25 protein-coding genes are annotated in these 22,470 nt (G+C 68.5%); 14 read left to right on the top strand and 11 right to left on the bottom strand.

The genetic code is table 11. The annotated features are described in order from the left end of the window. Positions 1 to 28: 28 nt before the first annotated feature. Positions 29 to 1,582, top strand: a complete 1,554-nt coding sequence (locus tag AC5JCN_RS00190; protein ID WP_495752983.1) for an adenylate/guanylate cyclase domain-containing protein — start codon at positions 29 to 31, stop codon at positions 1,580 to 1,582. A 3-nt stretch (positions 1,583 to 1,585) separates the two neighbouring features. Here the strand turns inward: AC5JCN_RS00190 and AC5JCN_RS00195 are convergent, their stop codons facing one another. Continuing rightward, positions 1,586 to 2,314 carry a Crp/Fnr family transcriptional regulator gene (locus AC5JCN_RS00195; RefSeq protein ID WP_495752984.1) on the bottom strand — a complete coding sequence of 243 codons (729 nt, stop codon included), beginning with the start codon at positions 2,312 to 2,314 and terminating at the stop codon, positions 1,586 to 1,588. 176 nt (positions 2,315 to 2,490) lie between these two features. Here AC5JCN_RS00195 and AC5JCN_RS00200 point away from each other — a divergent pair, with 176 nt between their 5' ends. The 5 genes from AC5JCN_RS00200 to AC5JCN_RS00220 all read left to right on the top strand — a co-directional run bounded on the left by AC5JCN_RS00200 (position 2,491) and on the right by AC5JCN_RS00220 (position 5,906). After that, positions 2,491 to 3,177, top strand: a complete 687-nt coding sequence (locus tag AC5JCN_RS00200; protein WP_495752985.1) for a hypothetical protein — start codon at positions 2,491 to 2,493, stop codon at positions 3,175 to 3,177. A gap of 337 nt (positions 3,178 to 3,514) precedes the next feature. Continuing rightward, positions 3,515 to 3,916, top strand: a complete 402-nt coding sequence (locus AC5JCN_RS00205) for a hypothetical protein (RefSeq protein WP_495752986.1) — start codon at positions 3,515 to 3,517, stop codon at positions 3,914 to 3,916. 290 nt (positions 3,917 to 4,206) lie between these two features. After that, positions 4,207 to 4,488, top strand: coding sequence for a hypothetical protein (locus tag AC5JCN_RS00210; protein WP_495752987.1), 282 nt, complete (start codon positions 4,207 to 4,209; stop codon positions 4,486 to 4,488). Positions 4,489 to 4,835: 347 nt separating this feature from the next. Continuing rightward, the gene (locus tag AC5JCN_RS00215) at positions 4,836 to 5,237 is read left to right on the top strand and encodes a hypothetical protein (RefSeq protein WP_495752986.1); all 402 of its coding nucleotides are present in this window, start codon (positions 4,836 to 4,838) and stop codon (positions 5,235 to 5,237) included. A gap of 213 nt (positions 5,238 to 5,450) precedes the next feature. Continuing rightward, positions 5,451 to 5,906 carry a hypothetical protein gene (locus tag AC5JCN_RS00220; protein ID WP_495752988.1) on the top strand — a complete coding sequence of 152 codons (456 nt, stop codon included), beginning with the start codon at positions 5,451 to 5,453 and terminating at the stop codon, positions 5,904 to 5,906. Between the two features lie 74 nt (positions 5,907 to 5,980). On the opposite strand, the gene AC5JCN_RS00225 is transcribed toward AC5JCN_RS00220, so the two are convergent. The 3 genes from AC5JCN_RS00225 to AC5JCN_RS00235 form a co-directional block, all read right to left on the bottom strand. After that, complete coding sequence (locus AC5JCN_RS00225) at positions 5,981 to 6,304, bottom strand: DUF1330 domain-containing protein (protein WP_495752989.1); 324 nt, start codon at positions 6,302 to 6,304, stop codon at positions 5,981 to 5,983. Positions 6,305 to 6,415: 111 nt separating this feature from the next. Then, the gene (locus tag AC5JCN_RS00230; protein ID WP_495752990.1) at positions 6,416 to 6,901 is read right to left on the bottom strand and encodes a YbaK/EbsC family protein; all 486 of its coding nucleotides are present in this window, start codon (positions 6,899 to 6,901) and stop codon (positions 6,416 to 6,418) included. A 196-nt stretch (positions 6,902 to 7,097) separates the two neighbouring features. Next, positions 7,098 to 7,325, bottom strand: coding sequence for a DUF1127 domain-containing protein (locus tag AC5JCN_RS00235; RefSeq protein WP_495752991.1), 228 nt, complete (start codon positions 7,323 to 7,325; stop codon positions 7,098 to 7,100). A 204-nt stretch (positions 7,326 to 7,529) separates the two neighbouring features. Here AC5JCN_RS00235 and AC5JCN_RS00240 point away from each other — a divergent pair, with 204 nt between their 5' ends. From AC5JCN_RS00240 to AC5JCN_RS00250, 3 genes are all read left to right on the top strand, one after another. After that, positions 7,530 to 8,474 (top strand): carbohydrate kinase family protein, encoded by a 945-nt coding sequence (locus AC5JCN_RS00240; RefSeq protein ID WP_495752992.1) that lies wholly within the window; start codon positions 7,530 to 7,532, stop codon positions 8,472 to 8,474. Between the two features lie 61 nt (positions 8,475 to 8,535). Continuing rightward, entirely contained in the window at positions 8,536 to 10,068 is a 1,533-nt protein-coding gene (locus AC5JCN_RS00245; RefSeq protein ID WP_495752993.1) for a hypothetical protein, read from the top strand. Positions 10,069 to 10,187: 119 nt separating this feature from the next. After that, positions 10,188 to 10,445, top strand: a complete 258-nt coding sequence (locus tag AC5JCN_RS00250; protein ID WP_495752994.1) for a hypothetical protein — start codon at positions 10,188 to 10,190, stop codon at positions 10,443 to 10,445. Between the two features lie 61 nt (positions 10,446 to 10,506). Here the strand turns inward: AC5JCN_RS00250 and gbd are convergent, their stop codons facing one another. The 5 genes from gbd to AC5JCN_RS00275 all read right to left on the bottom strand — a co-directional run bounded on the left by gbd (position 10,507) and on the right by AC5JCN_RS00275 (position 15,930). Next, positions 10,507 to 11,637 carry a 4-hydroxybutyrate dehydrogenase gene (gene gbd, locus AC5JCN_RS00255; RefSeq protein WP_495752995.1) on the bottom strand — a complete coding sequence of 377 codons (1,131 nt, stop codon included), beginning with the start codon at positions 11,635 to 11,637 and terminating at the stop codon, positions 10,507 to 10,509. Positions 11,638 to 11,769: 132 nt separating this feature from the next. Then, positions 11,770 to 12,078, bottom strand: a complete 309-nt coding sequence (locus tag AC5JCN_RS00260; RefSeq protein WP_495752996.1) for a hypothetical protein — start codon at positions 12,076 to 12,078, stop codon at positions 11,770 to 11,772. Positions 12,079 to 12,169: 91 nt separating this feature from the next. After that, entirely contained in the window at positions 12,170 to 12,346 is a 177-nt protein-coding gene (locus AC5JCN_RS00265; RefSeq protein ID WP_495752997.1) for a hypothetical protein, read from the bottom strand. Positions 12,347 to 12,566: 220 nt separating this feature from the next. Beyond that, positions 12,567 to 13,886, bottom strand: a complete 1,320-nt coding sequence (locus AC5JCN_RS00270; RefSeq protein WP_495752998.1) for an HlyD family type I secretion periplasmic adaptor subunit — start codon at positions 13,884 to 13,886, stop codon at positions 12,567 to 12,569. A 100-nt stretch (positions 13,887 to 13,986) separates the two neighbouring features. Then, complete coding sequence (locus tag AC5JCN_RS00275) at positions 13,987 to 15,930, bottom strand: type I secretion system permease/ATPase (RefSeq protein ID WP_495752999.1); 1,944 nt, start codon at positions 15,928 to 15,930, stop codon at positions 13,987 to 13,989. Between the two features lie 205 nt (positions 15,931 to 16,135). Here AC5JCN_RS00275 and AC5JCN_RS00280 point away from each other — a divergent pair, with 205 nt between their 5' ends. Beyond that, complete coding sequence (locus AC5JCN_RS00280; protein WP_495753000.1) at positions 16,136 to 16,336, top strand: hypothetical protein; 201 nt, start codon at positions 16,136 to 16,138, stop codon at positions 16,334 to 16,336. On the opposite strand, the gene AC5JCN_RS00285 is transcribed toward AC5JCN_RS00280, so the two are convergent. After that, positions 16,337 to 17,440, bottom strand: a complete 1,104-nt coding sequence (locus AC5JCN_RS00285) for a hypothetical protein (protein WP_495753001.1) — start codon at positions 17,438 to 17,440, stop codon at positions 16,337 to 16,339. Between the two features lie 93 nt (positions 17,441 to 17,533). Continuing rightward, the gene (locus tag AC5JCN_RS00290) at positions 17,534 to 18,535 is read right to left on the bottom strand and encodes a GntR family transcriptional regulator (RefSeq protein ID WP_495753717.1); all 1,002 of its coding nucleotides are present in this window, start codon (positions 18,533 to 18,535) and stop codon (positions 17,534 to 17,536) included. Between the two features lie 290 nt (positions 18,536 to 18,825). Between AC5JCN_RS00290 and AC5JCN_RS00295 the strand changes: the two genes are divergently transcribed. The 4 genes from AC5JCN_RS00295 to AC5JCN_RS00310 are packed head-to-tail and all read left to right on the top strand — an operon-like array spanning position 18,826 to position 22,468. Beyond that, positions 18,826 to 19,947, top strand: a complete 1,122-nt coding sequence (locus AC5JCN_RS00295; protein ID WP_495753002.1) for an ABC transporter ATP-binding protein — start codon at positions 18,826 to 18,828, stop codon at positions 19,945 to 19,947. 36 nt (positions 19,948 to 19,983) lie between these two features. Next, a complete protein-coding gene (locus tag AC5JCN_RS00300) occupies positions 19,984 to 20,883 on the top strand; it encodes an ABC transporter permease (RefSeq protein WP_495753003.1) in 900 nt (299 codons plus the stop codon). Between the two features lie 2 nt (positions 20,884 to 20,885). Beyond that, the gene (locus tag AC5JCN_RS00305) at positions 20,886 to 21,731 is read left to right on the top strand and encodes an ABC transporter permease (protein WP_495753004.1); all 846 of its coding nucleotides are present in this window, start codon (positions 20,886 to 20,888) and stop codon (positions 21,729 to 21,731) included. Continuing rightward, positions 21,731 to 22,468: an SDR family NAD(P)-dependent oxidoreductase gene (locus AC5JCN_RS00310; protein WP_495753005.1), complete on the top strand. Its 738-nt coding sequence runs from the start codon at positions 21,731 to 21,733 to the stop codon at positions 22,466 to 22,468. Before AC5JCN_RS00305 ends, AC5JCN_RS00310 begins: the two co-directional genes overlap by 1 nt. Positions 22,469 to 22,470: the final 2 nt, after the last annotated feature.

A 22,470-nucleotide genomic window follows, 5' to 3' on the forward strand; every position in this document is an offset into this window, starting at 1 on the left:
CGCGACCTGAAAGGACCCGGACCGACCGATGGAGAAAGCGCCCGACGCAGCCGCACCCGGACGCGAGCGAAGGCGCCGCCTGCGCGCGGTGTTTGCCGCCGATGCCGCGAATTTCGGCGGGCTGGTCTCGGTGGACGAGACCAAGACACTCGACAGCCTCTGGACGACACGCCGTATCGCCACGCAGGAACTCGGCAAGCATGGCGGCTGGCTGTTCGGAATGCCCGGCGACGGCATTTTCGCGCTATTCGAGAGCTCGGTGGATGCGGTGCGCTGTGCGCTCGACATTCAGGGCCGGCTCGCAGAGCAGCCGGCGGCCACCATCCTGAACCTGCGCGTCGGCATCCATCTCGGCGAAGTGCTGTTCCAGGACGAGTTGCCCTTCGGCGAGGCGCTGGTCATCGCGGCGCGCCTGGAGGGCCTTGCAGAGCCCGGCGGCATTCTCGTCTCGCAGTCCGTGATGGAGGCTGTAGCGCCAAGGATCCAGGCCGTTTTCGTCGACCAGGGTGTCCGGTCCCTCAAGCACAGCCCGCGGCAGATCAAGACCTACACGGTGCACCCGCCTGGTGCGCGCAAGGAAGAGGAACCGCCACCCGCCGAACCGCTGGACCTGACGCTCGTGCCGAACATTCGCACGACCATGCCGGCCGAGGCGGGCACGGTGCGCGGGCCGGTTCGGTTAGGCGCCGTGAGGACGGGCTCGTCGCCGACGGTGGAAGAGACGCCGCTTCCCCCACCGGCCATTCCACGCGCGACGCCTCAGCTGCCCCCTGCCGATCCAGCCGCCTTGCCGGCTGCTGCCGGACCGGAAGCTTTTTTGACCGACCGCACTGTATTCATGCCGGGGCGGCAGATCGCGGCTTTGCTGGATGGGGCGGGCGCAGCAGACCGCCCGGCCGACACGCCGGAAGCGGACGATCCTGCCTTGGCCGACACCGGTCCTGTGCCAGCGGGCGAGACTGGCACCGAAGCCCCGGCACCCGAACCGGTGGGCGTCGAAGCCCTGGAAGTGCAACCAGAGCCGCTTCCTGCTGATCCCGTCGCAGAGGACGAAGGCGATGTCACCGCCAAAGTCTCGACATCCCTCGAGCCGGATGCCCCCTCTGAGCCGGCGGAGGCCGCAATGCTGGTGGATGACTTCCCTCCGGCGGACGCCGAGGCCGGGCCGGAGGTGATCCCGGAGCCGGAGTTCGATCCCGACAGAACGGTCGTCCTGCCGCGCCGGGCGCTGAACGTCAGCTGGCGCCCGAAGCCGCTGCCGAAGGCATCGCCCTTCGAGGTGCCTGACCTGACCGCTCCTGCGCCGCTTCCTGTACAGGAGCGACCGTCCGATACGGCTGCCGCCCGGCCGCCGGCCGTTGATCCCGCCACGTGGGCGAGGGTGCAATCCGCGATCCCCGACGTCGCCCAAGCGCTCACCACCTACCTCGGACCAATCGCGCGGGTTCTGGTGAAGCGCCACGCCGAACGCTGTGACAGCCCGGAAGCACTCGTCGAGTCGGTCGCGATGGAGATCCCCGCCGAGGCGGAGAGGCAGGCGTTCCGGGACCGCGCCGCCATCCTCGTGGCCCGGCTGGGCTGACGCTCAGGCCTCGCCGAACTCGGCGATCTCGTCGATGCGCTCTAGGTCGCGAACGAGCAGGCTCCTGCGGTCCTGGGCCAGCAGCCCCTCGTCGGCCCAGCGGTTCAGCGTCTTGTTGAGGCTCTCGCGCGACATCGCCGTCCACTGTGCCAGTTCGCCCTGGGTCAGCTGGATCGAGACCTCGATGCCCTTGGGCGTCTTCTTCCCGTGGTCGCGGGCGAGGTGGCCGAGGATGCGCGCGAGGCGCTGGGGCGCCTGCCGAAGCGCTGCGTCCTCCATGCGGGCGCTCGTCCAGCGCAGCCGCTTGCAGAGCACGTCGATGACGTTGCGGGCGAGCTTCGGATCGTTGTCGAGCGCGTCGAAGAAGGTGCGGCGCGAAATGGCGATCAGCTCGGTCGCGGCCATCGCCGAGGCTCCGGCCGTGCGGACGCTGCCATCGAGCATGCCGATCTCGCCGAACACCGCGCCTTCCGTCAGGACGTTCAGCGTCACCTCGGAACCGGAGGCGGCGACCGTCCAGATGCGCATGCGTCCTTCGGCGACAACGTAAAGGGCATCCGACTCGTCGCCGACATTGAAGAGGAGTTCGCCCTTCGCAAGGGTCCGCTTCTGCGCGAGCCGGGCCATCTGGTCGAGCGTCCCCGGAGCCACGCCGGTGAACATGGCGAGCGCGGAGAGGCGAGCGAGGCGGGTCTCGGCAGCGGCCGCCCTGGGAGCCGGGGTATCGGTCATGGCCGTGGCCTCCGCGTCGGCTGAATTTCCCGTTGAGTTTAGGCGCTTGTTCCGCTTGCGCAATGCGTGAGCTGCCATCCTGTGACGTGGGTCACAGACTCCGCGGGCCTCTTTCCCGGAAATGGAAGCACGCGGCTTCGTGCCGTTCCCTCCGGTTCTCATTGCAGGGGCGTCAGATGTCCAATCTCGACTGGTTCAGGCTCTGGACGATGGAGCATGACAAGCAGCCAGTGCTGCCGTCGTCGGAGCAGGGCCAGGGCGGCGGCTTCGGTGACCCCGGCGGCGAACGCGATGGGCGCATCGGCGACCGGGACGGGTTCGACGGAGACCGTGACGGGATCCATGGCAACCCGCACGCTCACGGCGGCGATTTCGGCTATGGCGGAATGAACTCGGGCCATTCCATCTGGGCACCCGGGGATACGGGCTGGCGGCCGCATTTGTTTTCGGAAACGAGCCAGACCGAGAACCCAACCTACGGCTCCGGCCGCTCCTTCGGCCCGGATTACGAGGCACCCGGCCAGGGCTGCTCTCACTCGCCTTCCCCCTACGCCGCCCCGCACGGCGGTGACGACGGCCACGGGATCTTCGGTGGCCATGGCGGTGCCGGGGGTGACTTCGACGCGATCCTGTTCGGCCATCTCGATGCCGGCGGGCTCCATGCCGGCTTCGGCCCCGGGGCGATCGTGGTGATCCCGATCGAGCATCTCGAGATCAACCAGAACACGTTGATCCAGAACACCAACATCCTCTTCGACGCGCATGACGGGGGATCGGTCTCGGTCGGCGGCAACGTGACCGCCGTGTCGTCGCAGACCGGGCTGATCGACCACCAGCCCGATATGCACGCGATCGCCGCCTGAAACTTCTGACCGCAGCGATGCAGGCCCCGCGCTCCGGCGCGGGGCTTTTGCGTTGCGTATGAGCGGTTCGCAGCGTCCTGCCGTCCTTGCGAGGAGCTCGGTGACGAAGCAACCCCGCCACCGGGTTCAAAGCTGGCGAAAAGGCCTGGGTTGCTTCGCTTCGCTCACAAGGACGATCCTTGGCTCGCAACGAGGATCGCTCCGACGAAGAAAAAATCGCTCCTGTGAGGCACTTCACATCGAAAGGGCGGGGGCTGCGGCAAAGTCCATTCATCGGAGCCGCAGACGGCGGGGCTCCAAGATCCACCCCCTCCCGCCGCGACATCAGGAGAGCATCATGAACTTCGGCAGCAACTCCGCCACCGTCGTCGCCGGCAACGGCGCTGGAAACATCATCGCTGGCGACGTCAGCGCCGTCGCGGACCAGCACATCGGCGATCACGGCTTCGGCGGGTTCAACTTCGGACCCGACGCCAACCTCGGCTCCAACGCCGCCACGGTTCTGGCCGGCAACGGCGTCGGCAACGGCATCGGCGGATCGGTGACGGCGATCGCCGACCAGCACATCGGCGACCACGGCTTCGGCGGGTTCAACTTCGGACCCGACCTCAACCAGGGCACCAATGCCGCCACGGTTCTCGCCGGGAACGGCGTCGGCAACCTCATCCTCGGCGACGTGTCGGCCACGGCCGACCAGCACATCGGGGACGCCGGCTTCCACCTGCCCGTCCTGTTCTGACCTTCAGACCTGCCAAAACCCTCCCCCACGAAGCCCCGCGCCACCGCGCGGGGCTTTTTCGTTGCGCGCGGGCCGTTGCGTCGCGGCCAGGAGCTCCGCGGCGAAGCAGCCGGCTGTCGCCGGCTCGCGGGACCTCACCCGGCCGTACGCCGCCGCAAAAGGCCGGCCCTGTGAAGCACTTCACATCGGCCGGTCCGGGGATCGTTCAAAGTCTATCCATCGGAGCCGAGCCGGCGGGGCTCTCCGATCCAGCCTCCCATCCTCCCGCCCGAGCACAGCAGGAGACCACCATGTTCCCCTTCCTCGACCAGAACTCCGGAAGCAACTCCGCCACGGTCGTCGCCGGCAACGGCGCCTTCAACGGCATCGGCGGCTCGGTATCGGCGACCGCCGACCAGCACGTCGGCGATCACAGCTACGGCGGCTGGGACTTCGGCGGCGCCAACACCGGCGCGAATTCCGCCACCGTGCTGGCCGGGAACGGCGTCGGCAACCTCATCCTCGGCGACGTCTCGGCCACGGCCGACCAGCACATCGGCGACAGCGGCTTCCACATGCCCGTCCTCTTCTGATCTTCTGATCCGGAGAACGCCTTTCGAACGATGCCCCGCGCTCCGGCGCGGGGCATTTTTCGTTGCACATGAGCGGTTCGCAGGGTCCTGCCGTCCTTGCAAGGAGCTCGGCGACCAAGCAGCCCAGCCACCGGGTTCAAAGCTGGCGAAAAGGCCTGGGTTGCTTCGCTTCGCTCGCCATGACGACCCTTCGCTCGCAACGAGGATCGCTCCGACGAAGAAAAAGTCGCTCCTGTGAGGCACTTCACATCGAAAGGGCGGGGGGTGCGGCAAAGTCCATTCATCGGAGCCGCAGACGGCGGGGCTCCAAGATCCACCCCCTCCCGCCGCGACATCAGGAGAGCATCATGAACTTCGGCAGCAACTCCGCCACCGTCGTCGCCGGCAACGGCGCTGGAAACATCATCGCTGGCGACGTCAGCGCCGTCGCGGACCAGCACATCGGCGATCACGGCTTCGGCGGGTTCAACTTCGGACCCGACGCCAACCTCGGCTCCAACGCCGCCACGGTTCTGGCCGGCAACGGCGTCGGCAACGGCATCGGCGGATCGGTGACGGCGATCGCCGACCAGCACATCGGCGACCACGGCTTCGGCGGGTTCAACTTCGGACCCGACCTCAACCAGGGCACCAATGCCGCCACGGTTCTCGCCGGGAACGGCGTCGGCAACCTCATCCTCGGCGACGTGTCGGCCACGGCCGACCAGCACATCGGGGACGCCGGCTTCCACCTGCCCGTCCTGTTCTGACCTTCAGACAGGTCCAAACCCTCCCCCACGAAGCCCCGCGCCACCGCGCGGGGCTTTTTCGTTGCGCGAGGGCGTTCGCCCGAAAAGCCGCATGCCTGTGGTCCAGCTCACATCGAAAAAGCAGCCCGGGCTTCAGAGTCAATCATCGCCAGAGAGTACCGGCGGACTACCGCGGCGCCCCGCCGCTCCCTTCCAGCGCAAAGGAACGAGACGATGATGAACCCCCTTCTCGGTGCAGGTCCCGACCTCAACATCGGCGTCAACGGCGCCAGCGTCGTCGCCGGCAACGGTGCCGGCAACCACATCGGCGGCGACGTGACAGCGGCTGCCGACCAGCACGTGGGCGACCACGGCTTCGGTGGCGGGCTCGGCGGCGGCTTCGGCATCCCCGGCCTGAACGGCGACATCAATGTCGGCGTGAACGCCGCCACGGTCGTGGCCGGCAACGGCGTCGGCAACGTCATCGGCGGTGACGTGACCGCGAACGCCCACCAGGGTGTCGGCGACTACGCCTACCACTTCGACAACCCGTTCGGCGGCGACATCAATGTCGGCGTGAATGCCGCGACCATCGTCGCCGGCAACGGCGTCGGCAATGTCATCGGCGGCGACGTGACGGCGGACGCCTTCCAGCACGTCGGCGACCACGGCTTCTTCCCGGCCTTCTGACCGGACTCCGGCTCCCGCCGGACAGGAACGGGCCCCGCCGCAAGGCGGGGCCCGTTTCGTTCATGCGCTGTGCATCAGGCGGCGAGGATGTCGGTCGCTCGGTGCGTCTCGTCGCAGCCCTCGATCAGGAAAGCCTCGCCCACCGCGTTGCGCAGCCGGAGCGGCAGGATCTCGCGGTAGGAAGGCGAGTCGTACCAGCCGCGGGCGTTCTCCATGTCGGGGAACGCGATGACCACGAGGTCGCCCTGGAAGTCGCCTTCCAGCGGGCTGGGCCTGGCCCCGTGCACGAGGAAGCGGCCGCCATAAGGGGCGAGAGTGGAGTCGATCTTCTCGAGATAGGTCACGATGTCCGGGCCGACATCGACGGAAAGGAAGTGGCCGACTGCATAGGCTGTCATGTCTCGTCTCCTAGGTTCGGGCCGCCCCGATGGCGGCCGATGGGGAGACGATGACGGGCACCGGCGCGCGGGTCGATGACGCCGGAGGTAATCAAACCCGCGCCTGGTCGCTCATGTCTCCCTGCGCGGCTCTGCCGGCCGGAGGCACACGTCGACCCACGCCGCGCCCGTCAGCCCGGCCAGCCGGTCGGGCGAAAGCCGCACCGCCACGTCCGGGGCGACGGCGGCCGGGAGGACTTCGTCGAAATCGCGGAGCGACACGTCGCAGTAAACCGGCAATGGCGTGGCAAGGCCAAAGGGGCATACGCCCCCGACCGGGTGGCCGGTGAGCGCCTCGGCTTCACTCGCATCGACCATCCGGCCCTTGCCGCCGAACGTGTCCTTGAGGCGCCGGTTGTCGAGCCGTGCGTCGCCCCGCGCGACCAGCAGGAACGTGCGCTCGCCGACGCGCAGCGTCAGCGTCTTGGCGATGCGGCCGGGCTCCACCCCGAACGCTTCCGCCGCGAGGGCCACGGTCGCCGTGCTCTTCCCCGGGCGCAGGAGGGCGATGTCGGGTGCCTTCTCCGCAAGGAAAGCCTCGACTGTCTCCACGCTCATGGACGCTCCTGTGCGATGTCCGCCCTTTGCCGCGCAGTAGCGGCGCAAAAGCGCGAAGGCAAGGATGGCGGATCGCCGGTGGCGTTCCTGCGCGAGGTTCGGGATGAACTCGGAGGGATGTGGGAGGGGGGACCTGCAGGCTTCGAGGGGCCGGCGCGCCGCCGTCACGACGCGCCGGCCGGCTCGGGACAACCGTTCATTGGCCGCCGCTCACCGAGCGGGCGACGCTTTCGATCTGCGACCGGTGCAGCCCGATGTCGGACAACATGTGGTCGTCGAGCTGCATCAGGGCCCGGCGGGTCCTGTAGAAGCCATAGGCGCGGAAAGCGGCCGACAGGAACGAGGTGCCGAAGCCGGCAATCCCCGGCCTTTCGGCCGCCTTTTCCAGTGCAGAAAAACTCATCGAATACTGTGTCGTGGACATGGACATGTCTCCTTCCGTGAGGCAGGACCATAGATGCACCTCGCCCAGTCTGGCGTGCGGCCGCGCACGGAGCAGCTGACGCTGCACGTTCTTCGGGTTTGCGTTCCGCAGCGTTGGACCCGATCCGGATATCTCCCTGGCCACGTTCCCCTTGCCGATGCTCCCGCGCCTTGCAGAATGCCCGGCAACAGGGAGGGACAAACCATGCGCTACGACGTGTCCGTGATCGGGCTCTACATCCTCGACGTTCTCGGGCGGCCTGTGACGCGCATTCCCGACCGCGGGAATGTCGACTTCATCGAGGAGATCCGCCTGACGGTCGCCGGGACGGCGGGCGGTACGGTCGTCGATACCGCCAAGCTCGGCCTGCGCAGCCTCGCCGTCGGCGCGGTGGGCGACGACGAGAAGGCCGACTGGGTGCTCGCCACCATGGAAAAGCACGGCATCGACGTCTCCGCCATGCAGAGGCTGCCGGGCGTTCCGACCTCGGCCACGATCCTCAACGTGCGGCCGAACGGCGACCGGCCGGCGCTTCACGTGCGCGGTGCATCCGACCATTTCGACGTTCCGGTGGCGCTGTACGACCAGGTGTTCGATGCGCCGATCGTGCATCTCGGTGGAACAGGCCTGCTGAAGAGGCTGGACGGCGAGCCGAGCCGGATCCTGCTCGAACAGGCGAAGAAGCGCGGCCGGACGGTGACGTTCGACCTCATCGCAGCCAGCGCCGAGACAGCGCACCTCGTGCTGCCCCTGCTGCCCTTCATCGACTACTTCATGCCCTCCATCGAGGAGGCTCGGGACATGTCGGGGGCGGGCTCTGCCGAGGATTGCGCCGACTTCTATCTCGGCAAGGGCGCAACCTGCTGCGTGTTCACGCTGGGAGGCGAGGGCGCATACTACGCCCACAAGGATGGCACCCGCTTTCGTGCGCCGGCCTTCGACATCCAGGTGGTCGACACCACCGGATGCGGCGATGCGTTCGACGCTGGCTTCATCGCGGCCCTGCACAAAGGCATGGAGCCGCGCATGGCCGTCGACTTCGCCCAGGCCGCGGCCGGTCTCGTCGCGACGGGGCTCGGCTCCGATGCCGGCATCCGCTCCTTCGAGCAGACGCTCGACTGCATGAACACGTGGCAGCGGAAAGCCTGAGCGTTATCGAAGCCTTGACCATGGCATGACACCGTCCTGCCCCGGAGGCAGGAGCGGGTTCATGACTCTCCCGGCGCTCGGGACAGGAGACAGCATTACGAGGGCCGCGTCCATTTCGCGCGCCCGCGAAGCGGCCAGCGCGGTCCCGCTCGCCGCCGGTCTCATCGTCGTGGCCGGCTTCCTGCTGCGCGCCCTCGGGGTGCGCGGTGACCTCTGGCTCGACGAGATCTGGACAATCGAGCTCGTCCGGCCGCTGTCGGGCTGGTGGCAGGTCTTCACGGACATCCCGCACGACAACAATCACTGGCTGAACTCGGCCTGGGTGATGTTGGCGGGACCGGACGCGCCCACGCCGGTGCTGCGTGCCGCGAGCGTGGTCTTCGGCACGGCAGCAATCTGGGCGGCCGGGTTTGCGGTGCGCGGAACGCCCGCGCGCCTCTCGGCCATGGCGCTGGTCGCCCTGTCGCCGGGACTGGTCAACTACGGGTCGGAGGCGCGTGGCTATTCCGGGCTCGTGCTCGCCACGCTGCTCGCGATCGGCCTCGTCAGGCGCGAGCTGGAACGACCGTCGACGTCCGGCCCCGTCATGCTCGGTGTCGTGGCTCTCTTCGGGCTCTTCTCCCATGCCTTCATGGTCGAGACGTTGGCCGTCCTGATGCTCTGGGCCTGTGCCGCACGGTGTGCTGAAGCGGGCAGTGCAGCAGGACTGAGGCTCGCCGCACGCCTGCTATGGCCTTCGGCCCTGGCCTGCGCGGTGTGGGCGGGCTGCCTTGCATGGGCCGTGATGCGGCATGGCTACGGCTTCGGCGGCATGTTCATCGCCAATCCGGCCGACTTCGTCTCCGGCTGGGCGGAAGCACTGCGCGTGGTGTTCGGGCTGCCCGCCGCATGGCCGGTCGCGGCCTGTCTCGGCGCAGGGGCGGCCGTGGTGGCGTTCGTCGGCGTCTTCTGCCGCGACCGGTTCGGTCTGGTCTGCGCCGCCGCCTTCCTCGGTATTCCTGCTCTTCTCTTTGCCCTGGCGATCCCGAACACGGTGTTCGGGCGCTATTTCCTCGTTGCCTGCCTGTTTCTGCTGCTCGCGCTCGCCCAGGCCTTTGGCCATGCGATGCGTCACCGCGGCCCGGTGCGCATCCTCGCCGGGGCGGGACTTGCCAGCATGCTCGCGCTCCAGGTCGCCGGCACCACTGACTTCTTGGCCCTCGGACGGGGACAGTATGACGAAGCTGTCTCGATCATGCGCAGGGATGGCGGCGAGGCGAGCTATGGCAGCGACCGCGCGGCGCGGGCACAGCGGATCGTGTCTTATTATGCGGCGCGGCAGGAACTCCCCACGCGCCTCGTATCCGACGAGGCGTGGTGCGCCGACCCGCCCCGCTGGATGATCCGCGACACCCGTGGCCTGCCGGCCACCCTCACGATCTGCCCTGATCAGCCGCATGCCTACCGGCTTGCCGGGAGGTGGGAGAGCTGGCGCCATTCCGGTGCGCCGTGGAGCCTTTACCGGCTCGAGGACAGGTCCGGCGCCCGGGCGGGCATACCTTTGACCGACACGTCCTCTCTTGCTCATGAGCCCGGATTGCGGCCGAGCCTCTAGGCCGCTTTCGTCAACCGGGTGTTAACCAAAGGGGCGCTGCAATGGCGAACTGGGAAACCGGAGGTGGGGGTTGCGCGTCGTCCAAGACACGACGCCGCCTGCTCGGAAAGGAGGTTTCCGTGAACGACGGCTACTACAGCGCAGCGAAAGTCTGCATCGGCAGCGCGGCCGAGGATCTCAGCGAACTCCAGCGCTCGATCGAGGGACTGGCCACGGCCAGGCTCGGCGTGAGGGTCGGCCATCGCCGCCTCGCGCTCGAACTCGCCGTACAGCGAGCCCGGTGGGACCTCATGCGCTGCTGGGACGAGTTCGACGCAGAGTGGCGCAGGGACGACGTTCATTCCGGCGACATCCCGCCCGCGTCGACGAGGCAGTGAGGACGGCGCGCCGGATAGTGGCGACGTGCTCGCTCCGGGGCTCTGTCCTTGCTGCACAGCGTCAGAAGGCGCTTTCTAGGATCGCCTGATAGTCAGCGGCAGTGGCCTTGCGCGGGTTGGACGCGCTTGAGTGATCGAGGACGGCGGCCTCGGCGATGGCGGGAAAGACATCCGCCGGCACTTTCATCTCCCCGAGGCTGCGCGGAAGCCCGAGCCGCCCCACGAGGTCGTGCACGGCCTGCCCGATGTCGGCTCCGGCCGGCAGCCGCATGGCCTGTCGCAACGCGTCGTAGCGCGACCCCGCCACGTCTGCGTTGAAGCGCAGCACATGCGGCAGCAGCACGGCGTTCAGCATGCCATGGTGAAGCGCGAGGTGCTTGAGGCCCCCGAGGGGATGCGACAGCGCATGCACTGCGCCGAGGCCCTTCTGGAAGGTCAGCCCGCCATGAAGCGCCGCGACCATCATCTCGTGCCGCGCCGCGCGGTCTGACCCGTCTCTCGTCGCCCGCTCGATGTTGTCGGTCGCCCGCCGCAGCCCGTCGAGCGCGATTGCATCCGCGGTCGGGTTGTCGCGCGGCGACAGGTAGGTCTCGATGCAATGGGTGAGTGCGTCCATGCCGGTCGCGGCAGTCAGCACGGGGGGCAGGCCCAGGGTGAGTTCGGGGTCGCAGATGGCGCGGCGGGGAATGAGATGGGGCGAGATGAAGCCCAGCTTCCGGCCATCTGCCAGCGTGATCAAGGCCGCGCGCCCGACCTCGCTGCCGGTCCCGGCCGTCGTCGGGATGGCGATGAGGGGTGCCACCGCCGGCGTGATGCGGGCCAGCCCGCCCAGGATGACGGCGTACTGCTCCAGCGGGCCGGGATGCGTCGCGAGAAGCGCGATGCCCTTGCCGAGGTCGATGGGAGAGCCGCCGCCGAAGGCCACGACGCCGTCGCAGCCTTCCTGCCGGTAGAGGTCGAGAGCGGCGATCGTCGCCTCCTCGGTGGGGTTGGTGGGCACGTCGGAGAACACGGGCGCCGAAGCCAGCGCGGGTGCCGCGGCGCGCAGCTTGTCGAGGAGGCCGGCGGCGAGGATGCCCCTGTCGGTGACGATCAGCGGGCGGGCGATCTTCAGGTCGATCAGGTCCTGGCCGATCTCGCCGAGCGAGCCTTCTCCAAGCCTGATCGTGGTGAGATAGGTGATGATGCCCATGGCGTCCCCGCGCGCTTGCGCCCGGCGGTTCGACGGCCGCCGTGGCCTTGCGGGCAGTCTTAGCGTGCTGCCGGGACGGGACATAGCCTGGGGGCGCAGGGCGGCCCGCCCGGCGCCGCAAGGCTGGGCCGATCAGGCGAAAACGGACCGGTAGCGCCAGGTGCGCGTGCGCGACGGGGTGCGGATCCACCAGATCGTCGCGGGCAGCGCGTCGTTGCCGAGGGTGCAGGACAGGCCCCGCTCGCAGGCGCCGCGAAGGCCGGGGAGGGGCTGTTCTGCCACCTGCGCCATCTCGGGCAGCGGGGCCACGGGCGCCCCCTTCAGCGTCGGTGCAGCGGAAGCGGAGAGCGTGTTGGCGAGGATCGCCACGGCGGCCCAGAGGTTGTGGACCGGGAAAGCCGAGATCGCCGGGAAGAGGCGGGCTGCGGACACTGCGATCATCTTGCCCTCCTCTGGCTTGCGGTGACTGGCTGGATGCTGCGCCTGGCGAGCCCGGTGCGCTGTGGCCCCCCTCACAGGGGCGACGAAAAATTCACCAGGTCGGGTCGTCCGGGAGGCGTGGTGCTGCGGCGCGCGCCGGACGAGCCGGTGCCTGCAGGCGTGCCGCGGGGCTGCCGGTGAGGGATCGCCCGAGGATGGCGGAGATCTCGCTGCGGGCTGCGGCGTGGCGGACGATGCGGTGCGCGTCGAAGTCGATCCGGTTGGCCATCAGAGCCTCCTGTGGTCAGGGGCCCGGCATGTCCCTGGGCCCTGTCCTATGAGGCGAGTTTCCCGCGGATCGCCGGGTGCGGCTGTGAAGACGTTCACAGGGCAGGACTTTTTCGGAGCGCGCGTCTTCAGACGCGCCTTTCTCTTGAACAGGCGAAGGGCGGGTCTGAAGACCCGCGCTCCATGTCGTTCCTGCGGTCCCCTCTCCAGGAAGGCCGCCTTCACTCCTCGCGGAAGGCCAGCCCGATCTTCTCGGTCAGGGGGTGGGTGAGGTAGGTGATGACGCGGCGGGACTCGCCCTTGATCAGCACCTCCGCGGGCATGCCGGGCGAGAGCTCCTTGCCATGCAGCTTGTGGCGCTCCTCGTTCGGCACCGCGATCTTGACGGTGAAGTAGGCCTCGCCCGTCTTGGCATCGACCACCTTGTCGGCCGACAGGTTGGTGACCTCGCCGTCGAGTTCCGGTGCCACCGGCAGCTTCAGCGAGCTGACGCGGATGATGGCGGGCTGCCCGACATGCACCTGATCGACCTCGTCCGGCCGCACCTTGGCGCTGACCACGAGGGCATCGGAGATGGGGATGATCGACATCACGGTCTGCCCGGGCCCGACGATCCCGCCCACCGTGTGGATGGCGAGTTCCTGCACATAGCCGGCGCGCGGTGCCTTGATCTCCAGACGCTGCAGCCGGTCGATCGCGGCGAGGCGCTGCTGCTCGGCGTCGGAGTATTGTGCGCTGATGTCGCTGAGCTGCGAGAGGATCTCGGAGCGGGCGCTGCGCGTCACCTCGGCCATCTTGAAGGCCGTCTCAGTGAGCTGCGACTGCGCGCTGGCGATGCGCGATTCCACGTCGCCCATGTCGCCGCGCAGGCGGCTGACATCGCGCTCGGACTGGCGCAGCACGGGGCGGCGGATGAGGCCCTTGGACTCCAGCATGCGCATGTCGGCGAGCTCGGCAGAGGCCTGCTGGAACTCCTCCTGCAGCGACTTCAGCTTGTCGCGCAGGCCGTCGATCTGGCTCTCGGTCTGGCGCTTGCGTTCCTGAAGCTGGGAGACCTGGCTCGACCGGGTGGAACGCTTCTCCTCGAGCAGGTTCTGCTGCTGCGCGATGGCGAGGCGGAAAGCCGTGGCGGCCTGCTCGCCGGGGACGGGCGGGGGCGGCACCTGGATCTGGTCGAGATTTTTGTCCTCGGCCTCCAGCCGCGCGCGCTGGGCGGCGAGGTCGATCAGCTTGCGCTCCTGGATCGCCGTCTCGGCGATCACCTTCTGGGCGTCGAGCCTCACGAGGACCTGGTTCTCCTGCACCAGCTGCCCATCCTTGACGAGGATGGCGCCGACAACCCCGCCCTCGAGATGCTGCACGGCCTGGGCGCTGGACTGGACGACGAAGGTACCTCCCGTCACCACCGCGCTGTCCACCTTGGCCGCGACGGACCAGCCGCCGACCGACATCAGCACGGCGAGCGAGCTCACGGTGAAGATGCGCATCAGGCGGGTCAGGGACGTCTGGTTGGAGGCGAGGTCGGTCTCGAACCCGGTCATGGCTGGCTCCCCGGTCAGTCTCTTGGTGTCCTTCCCGGCCGCGCCGGGCAGGTGTCGCGGCGACCCTCGCCCGAAGCGGCCGGGAGGTCTGTGAAGCGGTTCACATGGCGGGGGCTGCGGCAATCCTGACGCGTGTCTGGTCGAGCGCCGCGGCCGCGTCCATCTGCGCTGCCTGTGCGATCTGGGCAGCCTGCGCAGCGGATGGCGCCTGCGCCGGGGTGGCCGTGAGAGGCCGCTGCGACACGATCGTGCCCGTCGGGAGCTGGTCCTGCGTGACCGGCGCGCTGACGGCCAGCGGGTCGGCGGACAGGTCGGCGACCGGCGCCGGCTTGTGCGGCTGGCCCATGCGGGGGAACAGGGCGGCGAGGACCTGCTTCTTCGGCCCGAACATCTCGGCCCTGCCGTGGCGCAGAGAGAGGATCTTGTTGGCGGCGAAGATGGCGCTCGGCCGGTGCGCCACGATGACGACGATGTGCCCCTTCTGGCGCATGCGCTGGATCGCCTCGTTGAGGGACTGCTCGCCCAGCGGGTCGAGGTTGGAGTTCGGCTCGTCGAGGACGACGAGGAAGGGTTCGCCGAACACGGCGCGGGCCAGGCCGATGCGCTGGCGCTGGCCGCCGGAGAGCACCATGCCGCCCTCGCCGACGGGGGTGTCGTACCCGCGGGGGAAGCTGAGGATCATCTCGTGAACGCCGGCGAGGCGCGCGGCTTCCACGACCTGCTCGGTGGAGGCGTCCTTGCGGAAGCGGCAGATGTTCTCGGCGATGGTGCCGTCGAAGAGCTCGATGCTCTGCGGCAGATGGCCGATGCAGTCGGCGAGCGTGTCGGCCGAGTACTGCGAGATCAGGGCGTCGTCGAAGCGCACCTCGCCGCGGGCGGTCGGCCATGCGCCGACGAGGGCGCGGACGAGCGTGGACTTGCCGCAGCCGCTGGGGCCGATGATGCCCAGCGCATCGCCGGCCTCGATCTCGAAGGACACGCCCTGCACCGTGGCCAGAGGATAGCCGGGGGGCACGATGGCGATGTCGCGCACGGCGAGGCGACGGCTCGGCTTGGGCATGGAGTGGCGCCGGTCGGCCGTCTTCGGCAGGCGCGCCATCAGGGTGCGCATGCGCTTCATCGCGCCCATCGCGGCCGAGGTGTGGCGCCAGTGGCCGATCACGGCGTCGATGGGAGCGAGAGCGCGGGCGAGGATGATCGAGCAGGCGACCATGGCCCCGGGCGACATCTGGTTCTCGATGACGAGGAAGGCACCCAGCGCCAGCATGCCGGACTGGAGGACGAGGCGCGCGGTCTTGGACATCGCTCCGAAGACGCTTGCCTGGTCGGCGAGGTCACGGGATTGCGAGATCGCACCGACGTAGCCGGCGCCCCAGCGCTTGCAGAGGTCGTCGCCCATGCTCATGGCTGCCGCCGCCTCGGTGTTGCGCTTGGCGTCGACGAGCAGGGTCAGGGTCGAGATGTGCTGGCGCTGGGCCGCGGCGGCGATGTCCTTGGTGAGCATCTGGTTGGCCATGCTGAGCGCGATCAGGAACAGCGCGCCTCCCCCGGCGCCGAGCGCCAGGACGGGGTGGACCAGGTAGAGGATGCCGAAGTAGATCGGGATCCACGGCAGGTCGAGGAGCGCTGCCGGGCCCGGCCCCATGAGGTAGTTGCGGATCGCGGCGAGGTCCTGAAGCGGATCGTGCTCGCGGGCATGCGGGCCGAACTGCAGCGGCAGGCGCAGCGTCGCGTTGAACAGCATTGGCGCGAGGCGGTGGTCGAAGGCGATGCCGACGCGGGCCATGACCTTGCCGCGCAGCCCTTCGAGCAGGCCGTAGAAGACGTAGAGCAGGAGGGCGAGCAGGCTGAGCGCGATCAGCGTCGGCATGCTCTTGCTCGACAGCACCTTGTTGTAGACCAGCATCATGAACATCGGCCCCGTCAGCATCAGGACATTGCCGATGCAGCTGATGGCGCTGACCCCGATCATCGGCCCGCGCATCGAGCGGATCGTGTCCTTGAGCTGGGCGTCGGCGCCTTGCGGGGTGGGACGATTGGTCATGACGGCAGGACCTCCAGATCGGCAGGAGCCATTCGCGGCTCCTTGCAGGCGATCCTCGGCGCTCGTCACACAGGCTTCTGTGAAGGGCTTCACACTTGGGGGGATGACGGGCCAGCGGCTGCCCCGCCGCGTGCGCCAGGACACAGGCCGGGCCTTGCACGTAGGCGTGCTTGGAACGCGCGATGCACGGGAGCATTGTGGTGACATGTCCCGTTTTCTGCGTAATCCCCTCCACAGGGCCGCATTGGTCGTGCTCGTCTGCGCCGGCGTGCTCGGCTATGCGCTACCGGAACTCGTGGTGGGCCATACGCCTGCGAGCGCGGTTCTCACGGCTGCGGCTGTAGCGGGCCTGCTTGCGACGGTGTGGCGGGCCGTGCGTGCGGCGCGGCGCCGGCGCGGCGCCTGATCAGGCGGGCGCGAGGAAATTTGCGTCCCATGGGACGCTCGCCGCGCTTCCCTCGCCCGCGACGCGGATCGCCCCCTTGGCGGGCGTGACCGATCCAACCTCTTTCCAGCCCTCGCCGGCCGGCAGCGCTCCCATCACGTGGCGAACGGAGACGAGTGTTCCGGGCGCGAGGCGGAACGCGGTCGGGATGGCGTCCTCGTTCCACGGATTGGGCATGGTCGCCGCGCGGTGGCCGAGCGCCGAGTAGCAGCGGGCGTCCTCGATGCCGAGCACGCCGGTGTGGCGCCCGTTCCAGGGCGCGTAGTCGCGTCCGCCATTGCTGAACCAGAGCAGAGTGACGGGAAGCTCCGCCGGATCCTTCAGCACGACGAGGACGTCGCGCTCCTCGTCACGCAGGATGGCGGTCCAGCCCGGCCCCTCGTGCGGAGCCTCGGCCATGGCGACGAAATCCTCGTGCCTGTCCGCGATGGGGTAGGAGCGAAGGTCCGTGTCGCCGCCCGATGCCAGAGGGAAAAGGCCCGGCTCGTCGCGCCGTGCCGGGTATTGCAGCGCGAAGCGTCCGATGGCGGGATCGGGCTCGAGCGGCGTCGGCGGTGTCTCGACGAAGCGCTTGGGCGAGAAGCTCAGCCGGCCGGTGCCGGAAAACCGCACCATCGGGTGGTGGGCGACGGACAGTGCTCCCTGCCCGCCCTCGAAGATGTGGCGCTGGTACACGAAGGGATGCCCATCCCGCAGCGTGATCTCCTTGGTGAGCCGCGCCCCCATGACGCGCCGCTCCAGGGCGAAACGCGCCGTGACGCCGCCGGGGAACGACACCGTGTCGACGCGGTGCCAGGCGCTGTTCGCGGGCCAACCGTGCGGCGGCGCCTCCTCCACGTCGGCCAGGCCGAAGGGAGCGCAGAAGAAATCGCCGGAGAGCCCTCGAAGGTTGGGGACCAGCGACGCATCGCGGCGGATCGCGTCGTCGTCCGCCCAGGGTGCCCGGTGCAGGGGAGACAATGTCCGGCCACCCGATTCGATCTCGAGCGCGGCGATATGGCCGATTTCCAGGTCGAGCGAGAGGCGAATGCCGCGGGCTTCGAGATGGGAGAGGGGAGCGGGCATGGCTGGGTCCTGCGCGCGGCCGTGATGGCCCGCTCGCGGACGATCCTACCGGTGGTCCTGCCACCCGCAAGCGCGGGCTGTGCCGTGAGGGTTCTATTCCACCGGTGTCAGGTAGGGTGCGAGTCGCTGCGGCTCGGGGATGACGGCGACGATCTTCAGCCGCGCGATGCTGCGCTGCTCGGTCATGGCCAGGTGATCGCGCCAGAACTCGGCGGCCGGGCGCACCGCGTCGGCCAGGAGGAGGTCGATCACCATCCTGACCTCCGAGACAGCGGCCCGGTCGCTGGGCAGGCCGAGATGGCCGAGCAGCCGGTTGGCGGCGCGCAGGGGCAGCTGGTTGTGCCGGATCGCCTCGACGAGCTGGGCATTCGGCGCGGTGAGGATGCACAGGTCGAGGAAGGCGGTCTCGATCTCCTCCCAGGCACCAGCGTCCTCGCGCACTCCCGCGGCGTCGGCGCGGGCACGAAGGGCCGCGAGCTCCTCGCGGTCGGTGAGCGGCGCGGCGTCGAGAAGGGCGGCTGGCTCGAGGATGCGCCGGAGTTCGTAGCGCTCCTTGATCGACTGGGCCGTCAGCGGTCCCGCAACCCAGTGGGAGCTCTGGTTCTTGCGCACGAGCCCGCGTTCCTGCAGGCGGCCCAGCACGTCGCGCACCACGGTCCGGCTGACGTGAAAATGTTGGGCGATCTCCGTCTCAATGATGCGGTACTCACCGAAGATCAGGCAGGAGGCGACGGCATCCTCCACCGCCATGGTGATACGCTCCCATGAGCCGCGGCTTTGCAGAGCCTCGTCAACATCGCCGGGGACGGCCAGGCCGAGGCGGCGCAGGTCGAGGCGGCGCGGCTCCGGGTTCGTTTCCGGACCAGGACCGCAGACGAGATACCCGCGGCCCTCGAAGCGTCGGACGAGGCCATCGGTCTCCAGGAGATGCAGGGCCTTCTGAACGGGCGCGCGGCTCGTCTGCAGCAATTCAGCGATGGGGCCCTCCAGCAGCACCAGGCCGGGCGGGAGGCGCCCGCTCTCGATATTGTCGCGCAGCACGCGCTCGACGAGCTCGTAGCGCTTCTCGAAAGGCTGGTCACGGAACCCGTTCATCGCCGCCCCGCTGGCCGTCCGCCCGGCATCCTGTGCAGCGATGGATCGCACGTTTCGCCCCGTTTCGTCTGCTTCCACTCTAAAATGGCGTTTGCATACTGCGCAATGCCGGGTTGATCGCGTGTCAGCAGCATTCCGGCACAGAAGCCCGATCCTATGCTGTGCAATTGCCCAGTCCTTAGGCTTTTGCGCGCACTCAAACTGAGCTTGCATACAAAAGTCACTGCGGCTAGCGTCCTTGGGTCGGGAGGGGTCACGGCCTGCCTGACGCTCCGGGAGAGAGGGTATCGATGGCGGCCACTGCCGAGTTGCGCCTTGCCGAGACCGCCGTGCGCAACCCGCCCGAGGTGCTTCGCCTCGAAGGCGTGACGAAGCACTATGATGGCAGGGCGGCGCTCGATGGCATCAGCCTCGCAATCCCCGGTGACGCCTATATTTCGCTGCTCGGTCCAAGCGGCTCCGGCAAGACGGTGCTGCTGCGGGTGATCGCCGGCTTCGAGGCGCCGGACTCAGGCACGGTGCAGTTCGGCGGCAAGCGGATCGACACGATGCCTGCCCATTTGCGCGGCATCGGCTTCGTCTTCCAGAACTTCGCCCTGTTTCCGCACCTCAGCGTCTTCGACAACATCGCCTTCGGCCTGACCAACCGCACGGACAATCCGGTGACGGACCAGTCCCAGCTGCAGCGCAAGGTGGGCGAGATGATCGAGCTCGTAGGCCTGACGGGCCTCGAGGAGCGCGGCGTCCACCAGATCTCCGGCGGGCAGAAGCAGCGCGTCGCGCTGGCGCGGACGCTCGTCACGCAGCCACGCATCGTCCTGCTCGACGAGCCGCTCGGCGCCCTCGACGCCAATTTGCGCACGCGCATGCGCGGCGAGCTTCGCCGCATCCGCAGCCAGCTCGGCGTAACCTTCCTGCACGTGACCGGCAGCGAGACCGAAGCCCTCGCCATGGGCGACCGGGTGGTGGTGCTCGACCGCGGCCGCATCGGCCAGTTCGACGCGCCGGATACCGTTTACAACACGCCCGCCAGCCCCAACGTGGCGCGGTTCCTCAACTGCTACAACATCTTCGAGGGTCGCATCGAGCAGGGCGCCTTCCTCGCCGAAGGAACGCGCTTCCCCGTGGCCAGCACGCTCGGCCGCGCCGCAGCGCCGGCCTATGCAGTCCGCCAGGACCTGATCGCCATACGCCCGGAAGTCGAAGGGCCCGGCCCCGGCGAGACAGGGCTCGTCGCCGAGTTCCTGACCAGCGAATATTCGGGATCGGCCGTCATGTACTTCTTCCAGCTGCCGAGCGGGAAGGTGGTGGAGGTGGAGAACCATCTCAGTCATCGCGCCCCGGCGGACCTGGAGCCGCACCACCGCTACAGCCTCGTCTGGAAGGTGGCGGAGCCGGTGGTGTTTGAGTGAGGGAGCGGAGCGCGGCGTGAAGACGAGAGACCACCGATGACCACCGTCACCGACGCCAGCCTGCCCGTGGGGGAGGCGGCAGCCCAGGCGAAGGCCTCGCGTGGCGCCTTCTGGCTGATCGCGCCCGGCGTGATCTGGATGGTGCTCTTCCTCGTCGTCCCGATCCTGATGATGGTCTACGTGTCGTTCTGGACGCAGACCACCTTCAAGATCGAGCCGGTACTCACGACCAAGAGCTGGGTCACCTTCTTCTCCAGCGACACCTATATCGGCGCGCTGTGGACAACGATCCGGATCTGGCTGCTGGTCCTCGTTGCGACGCTCGTCGTCGGCTATCCGACCGCGCTCTATGTCGGGCTCTTCGTCAAGAACAAGACGGTCGCGACCGTCCTCCTCGTTCTCTGCGTGATCCCGTTCTGGACGTCCTTCCTGATCCGCGTGCTCGCATGGCGGCCGATGCTGGGCAAGGAAGGCGCCATCAACATCATCCTTCAGGGCGCCGGCATCACCAGCGAACCCATCGAGGCACTGCTCTTCACCGACCTGTCGGTGATCATCGGCATGACGCAGATCTACTGCGTGTTCATGGTCGGCCCGATCGCCTTCATGCTGGGCCGCATCGATCCCAACGTGATCGAGGCGGCGCGTGACCTCGGCGCCGGCTTCGGTCGCATCTTCCGCACCATCATCCTGCCGCTCAGCATGCCGGGCGTGGTCGTCGGCGCCATTTTCGTGTCGGTGATGGTGCTGGGCGAGTTCGCCACCTCCGCCGCGCTCTCCGGCCGCAAGGTCAACCTGCTCGGCAACATCATCGTCACCCAGGTCGGCTCGCTCAAATGGGCGTTCGCAGCCGTGGCCGGCGTGGTGCTGACCGTGATCATGGGCATCGTCGTGGCGGGACTGTTGCGCTTCGTCGACCTCAAGCGGGAGCTCTAGAGATGCAGAGCACCGTCCTGCGCCCAGCGCTGGCCTTCTACACGGCCCTTTTCATCCTCTTCCTCTACGGGCCCTTCATCGTCCTCGGCATCCTGTCGTTCCAGGCGGGTCCGGAGGGCGGGCCGCAATTCCCGATCATCGAGTGGTCGACCTACTGGTACCGCCACATCCTGGGCCTGACGCCGCCCTCGCGCATCGCGCCGCTGCCAATCGGCGAGGGGCTCGTACGCTCGCTCGTCCTCGCCTTCGCCACCATGGTGGTCTCCACCGTGCTGGGCGTGATGTCGGCGCAGGCTTTCCGGCGCCGCTTCCGCGGCTCGGGCGTGGTGTTCTATCTCATCGTGCTCGGCATGATGGTGCCGGGCGTCCTCGTCGGGCTCGGGTCCGCGCTGGTTGCCAACTCGCTTGGCATCGACCGGCACTGGTACTCGACGGCGTTCGTCCTGCACGTCGTCTACACCTTCCCCTTCGCCTTCCTGGTGATGCTGGCGATCTTTAACCGCTTCGATCCCTCGGTGGAGGAAGCGGCGTGGTCGATGGGTGTGACGCCGGTGCGGACCTTCCGCAAGGTGACGTTCCCGCTGATCTTCCCCGGCGTGCTCTCCGCGATGCTCTTCGCCTTCACGCTCAGCTATGACGAGTTCTCCCGTACGCTGTTCTCCTCCGGCCGCGACCTGACGCTGCCGCTGGCGATCTACGGGACCTTCTCGGTCGAGATCCATCCGAACATCTTCGCCTTCGGCGTGCTGACGACGATCTTCTCGCTCGCCCTGCTCGCGGTCTACGCGATCCTCATGTCGCTCTCCGTGCGACGGGCGAAGCGGGTCGCCATCCAGGAGGACGTGTGATGGGCGTGGGACTTGCGATCGTCACGGGAGCCGCGTCCGGCATCGGGCGTGCCGTCGCCCACCGGCTGGCGCGGGACGGGCACTCGGTCGCCGTCGTGGACCTCGACGGCACCAAGGCGCAGGCCGTCGCCGAGGAGGTCGCGGCCGAGGGCGGGGCCGCGAAGGCCTGGCAGGCTGACGTGTCCAGCGAGGCGGACGTCTCGCGTGTCGTCGGCGAGGCGGAAGCCGCATTCGGGCCCACGACGGTGCTCGTCAACAATGCCGGCCATGTCCATCAGGCCTGGTTCAAGGATTTGAAGATCGCGGACGTCGACAGGATGTTCGCGGTGCATGTGCGCGGTACCTTCCTGTTCACGATGGCGGTGCTGCCCGGCATGCTGGCGCGCAAGGACGGCGTCATCATCAACACCGCCTCGCAGCTCGGCCAGATCGGCGGGCAGCAGCTCGTGCACTACAGCGCGGCCAAGGCGGCCATCATCGGCTTCACCAAGTCGCTGGCCCGCGAGGTGAGCACCCAGGGTGTGCGCGTCAACGCCGTCGCGCCCGGTCCCATCAACACGCCCCTCGCGCTCTCGATCTCCGAGGAGTGGCGCAAGGCCAAGGCCGCCGAGCTGCCCTTGGGCCGCTATGGCGAGCCCGAGGAGGTGGCTGCGACGGTGGCCTTCCTGGCCTCGCCCGAGGCGAGCCTGTTCGTCGGCCAGACGCTGGGTCCGAATTCCGGCGACGTGATGCTCTGAGC

It is taken from the genome of Alsobacter sp. (assembly GCF_059501845.1).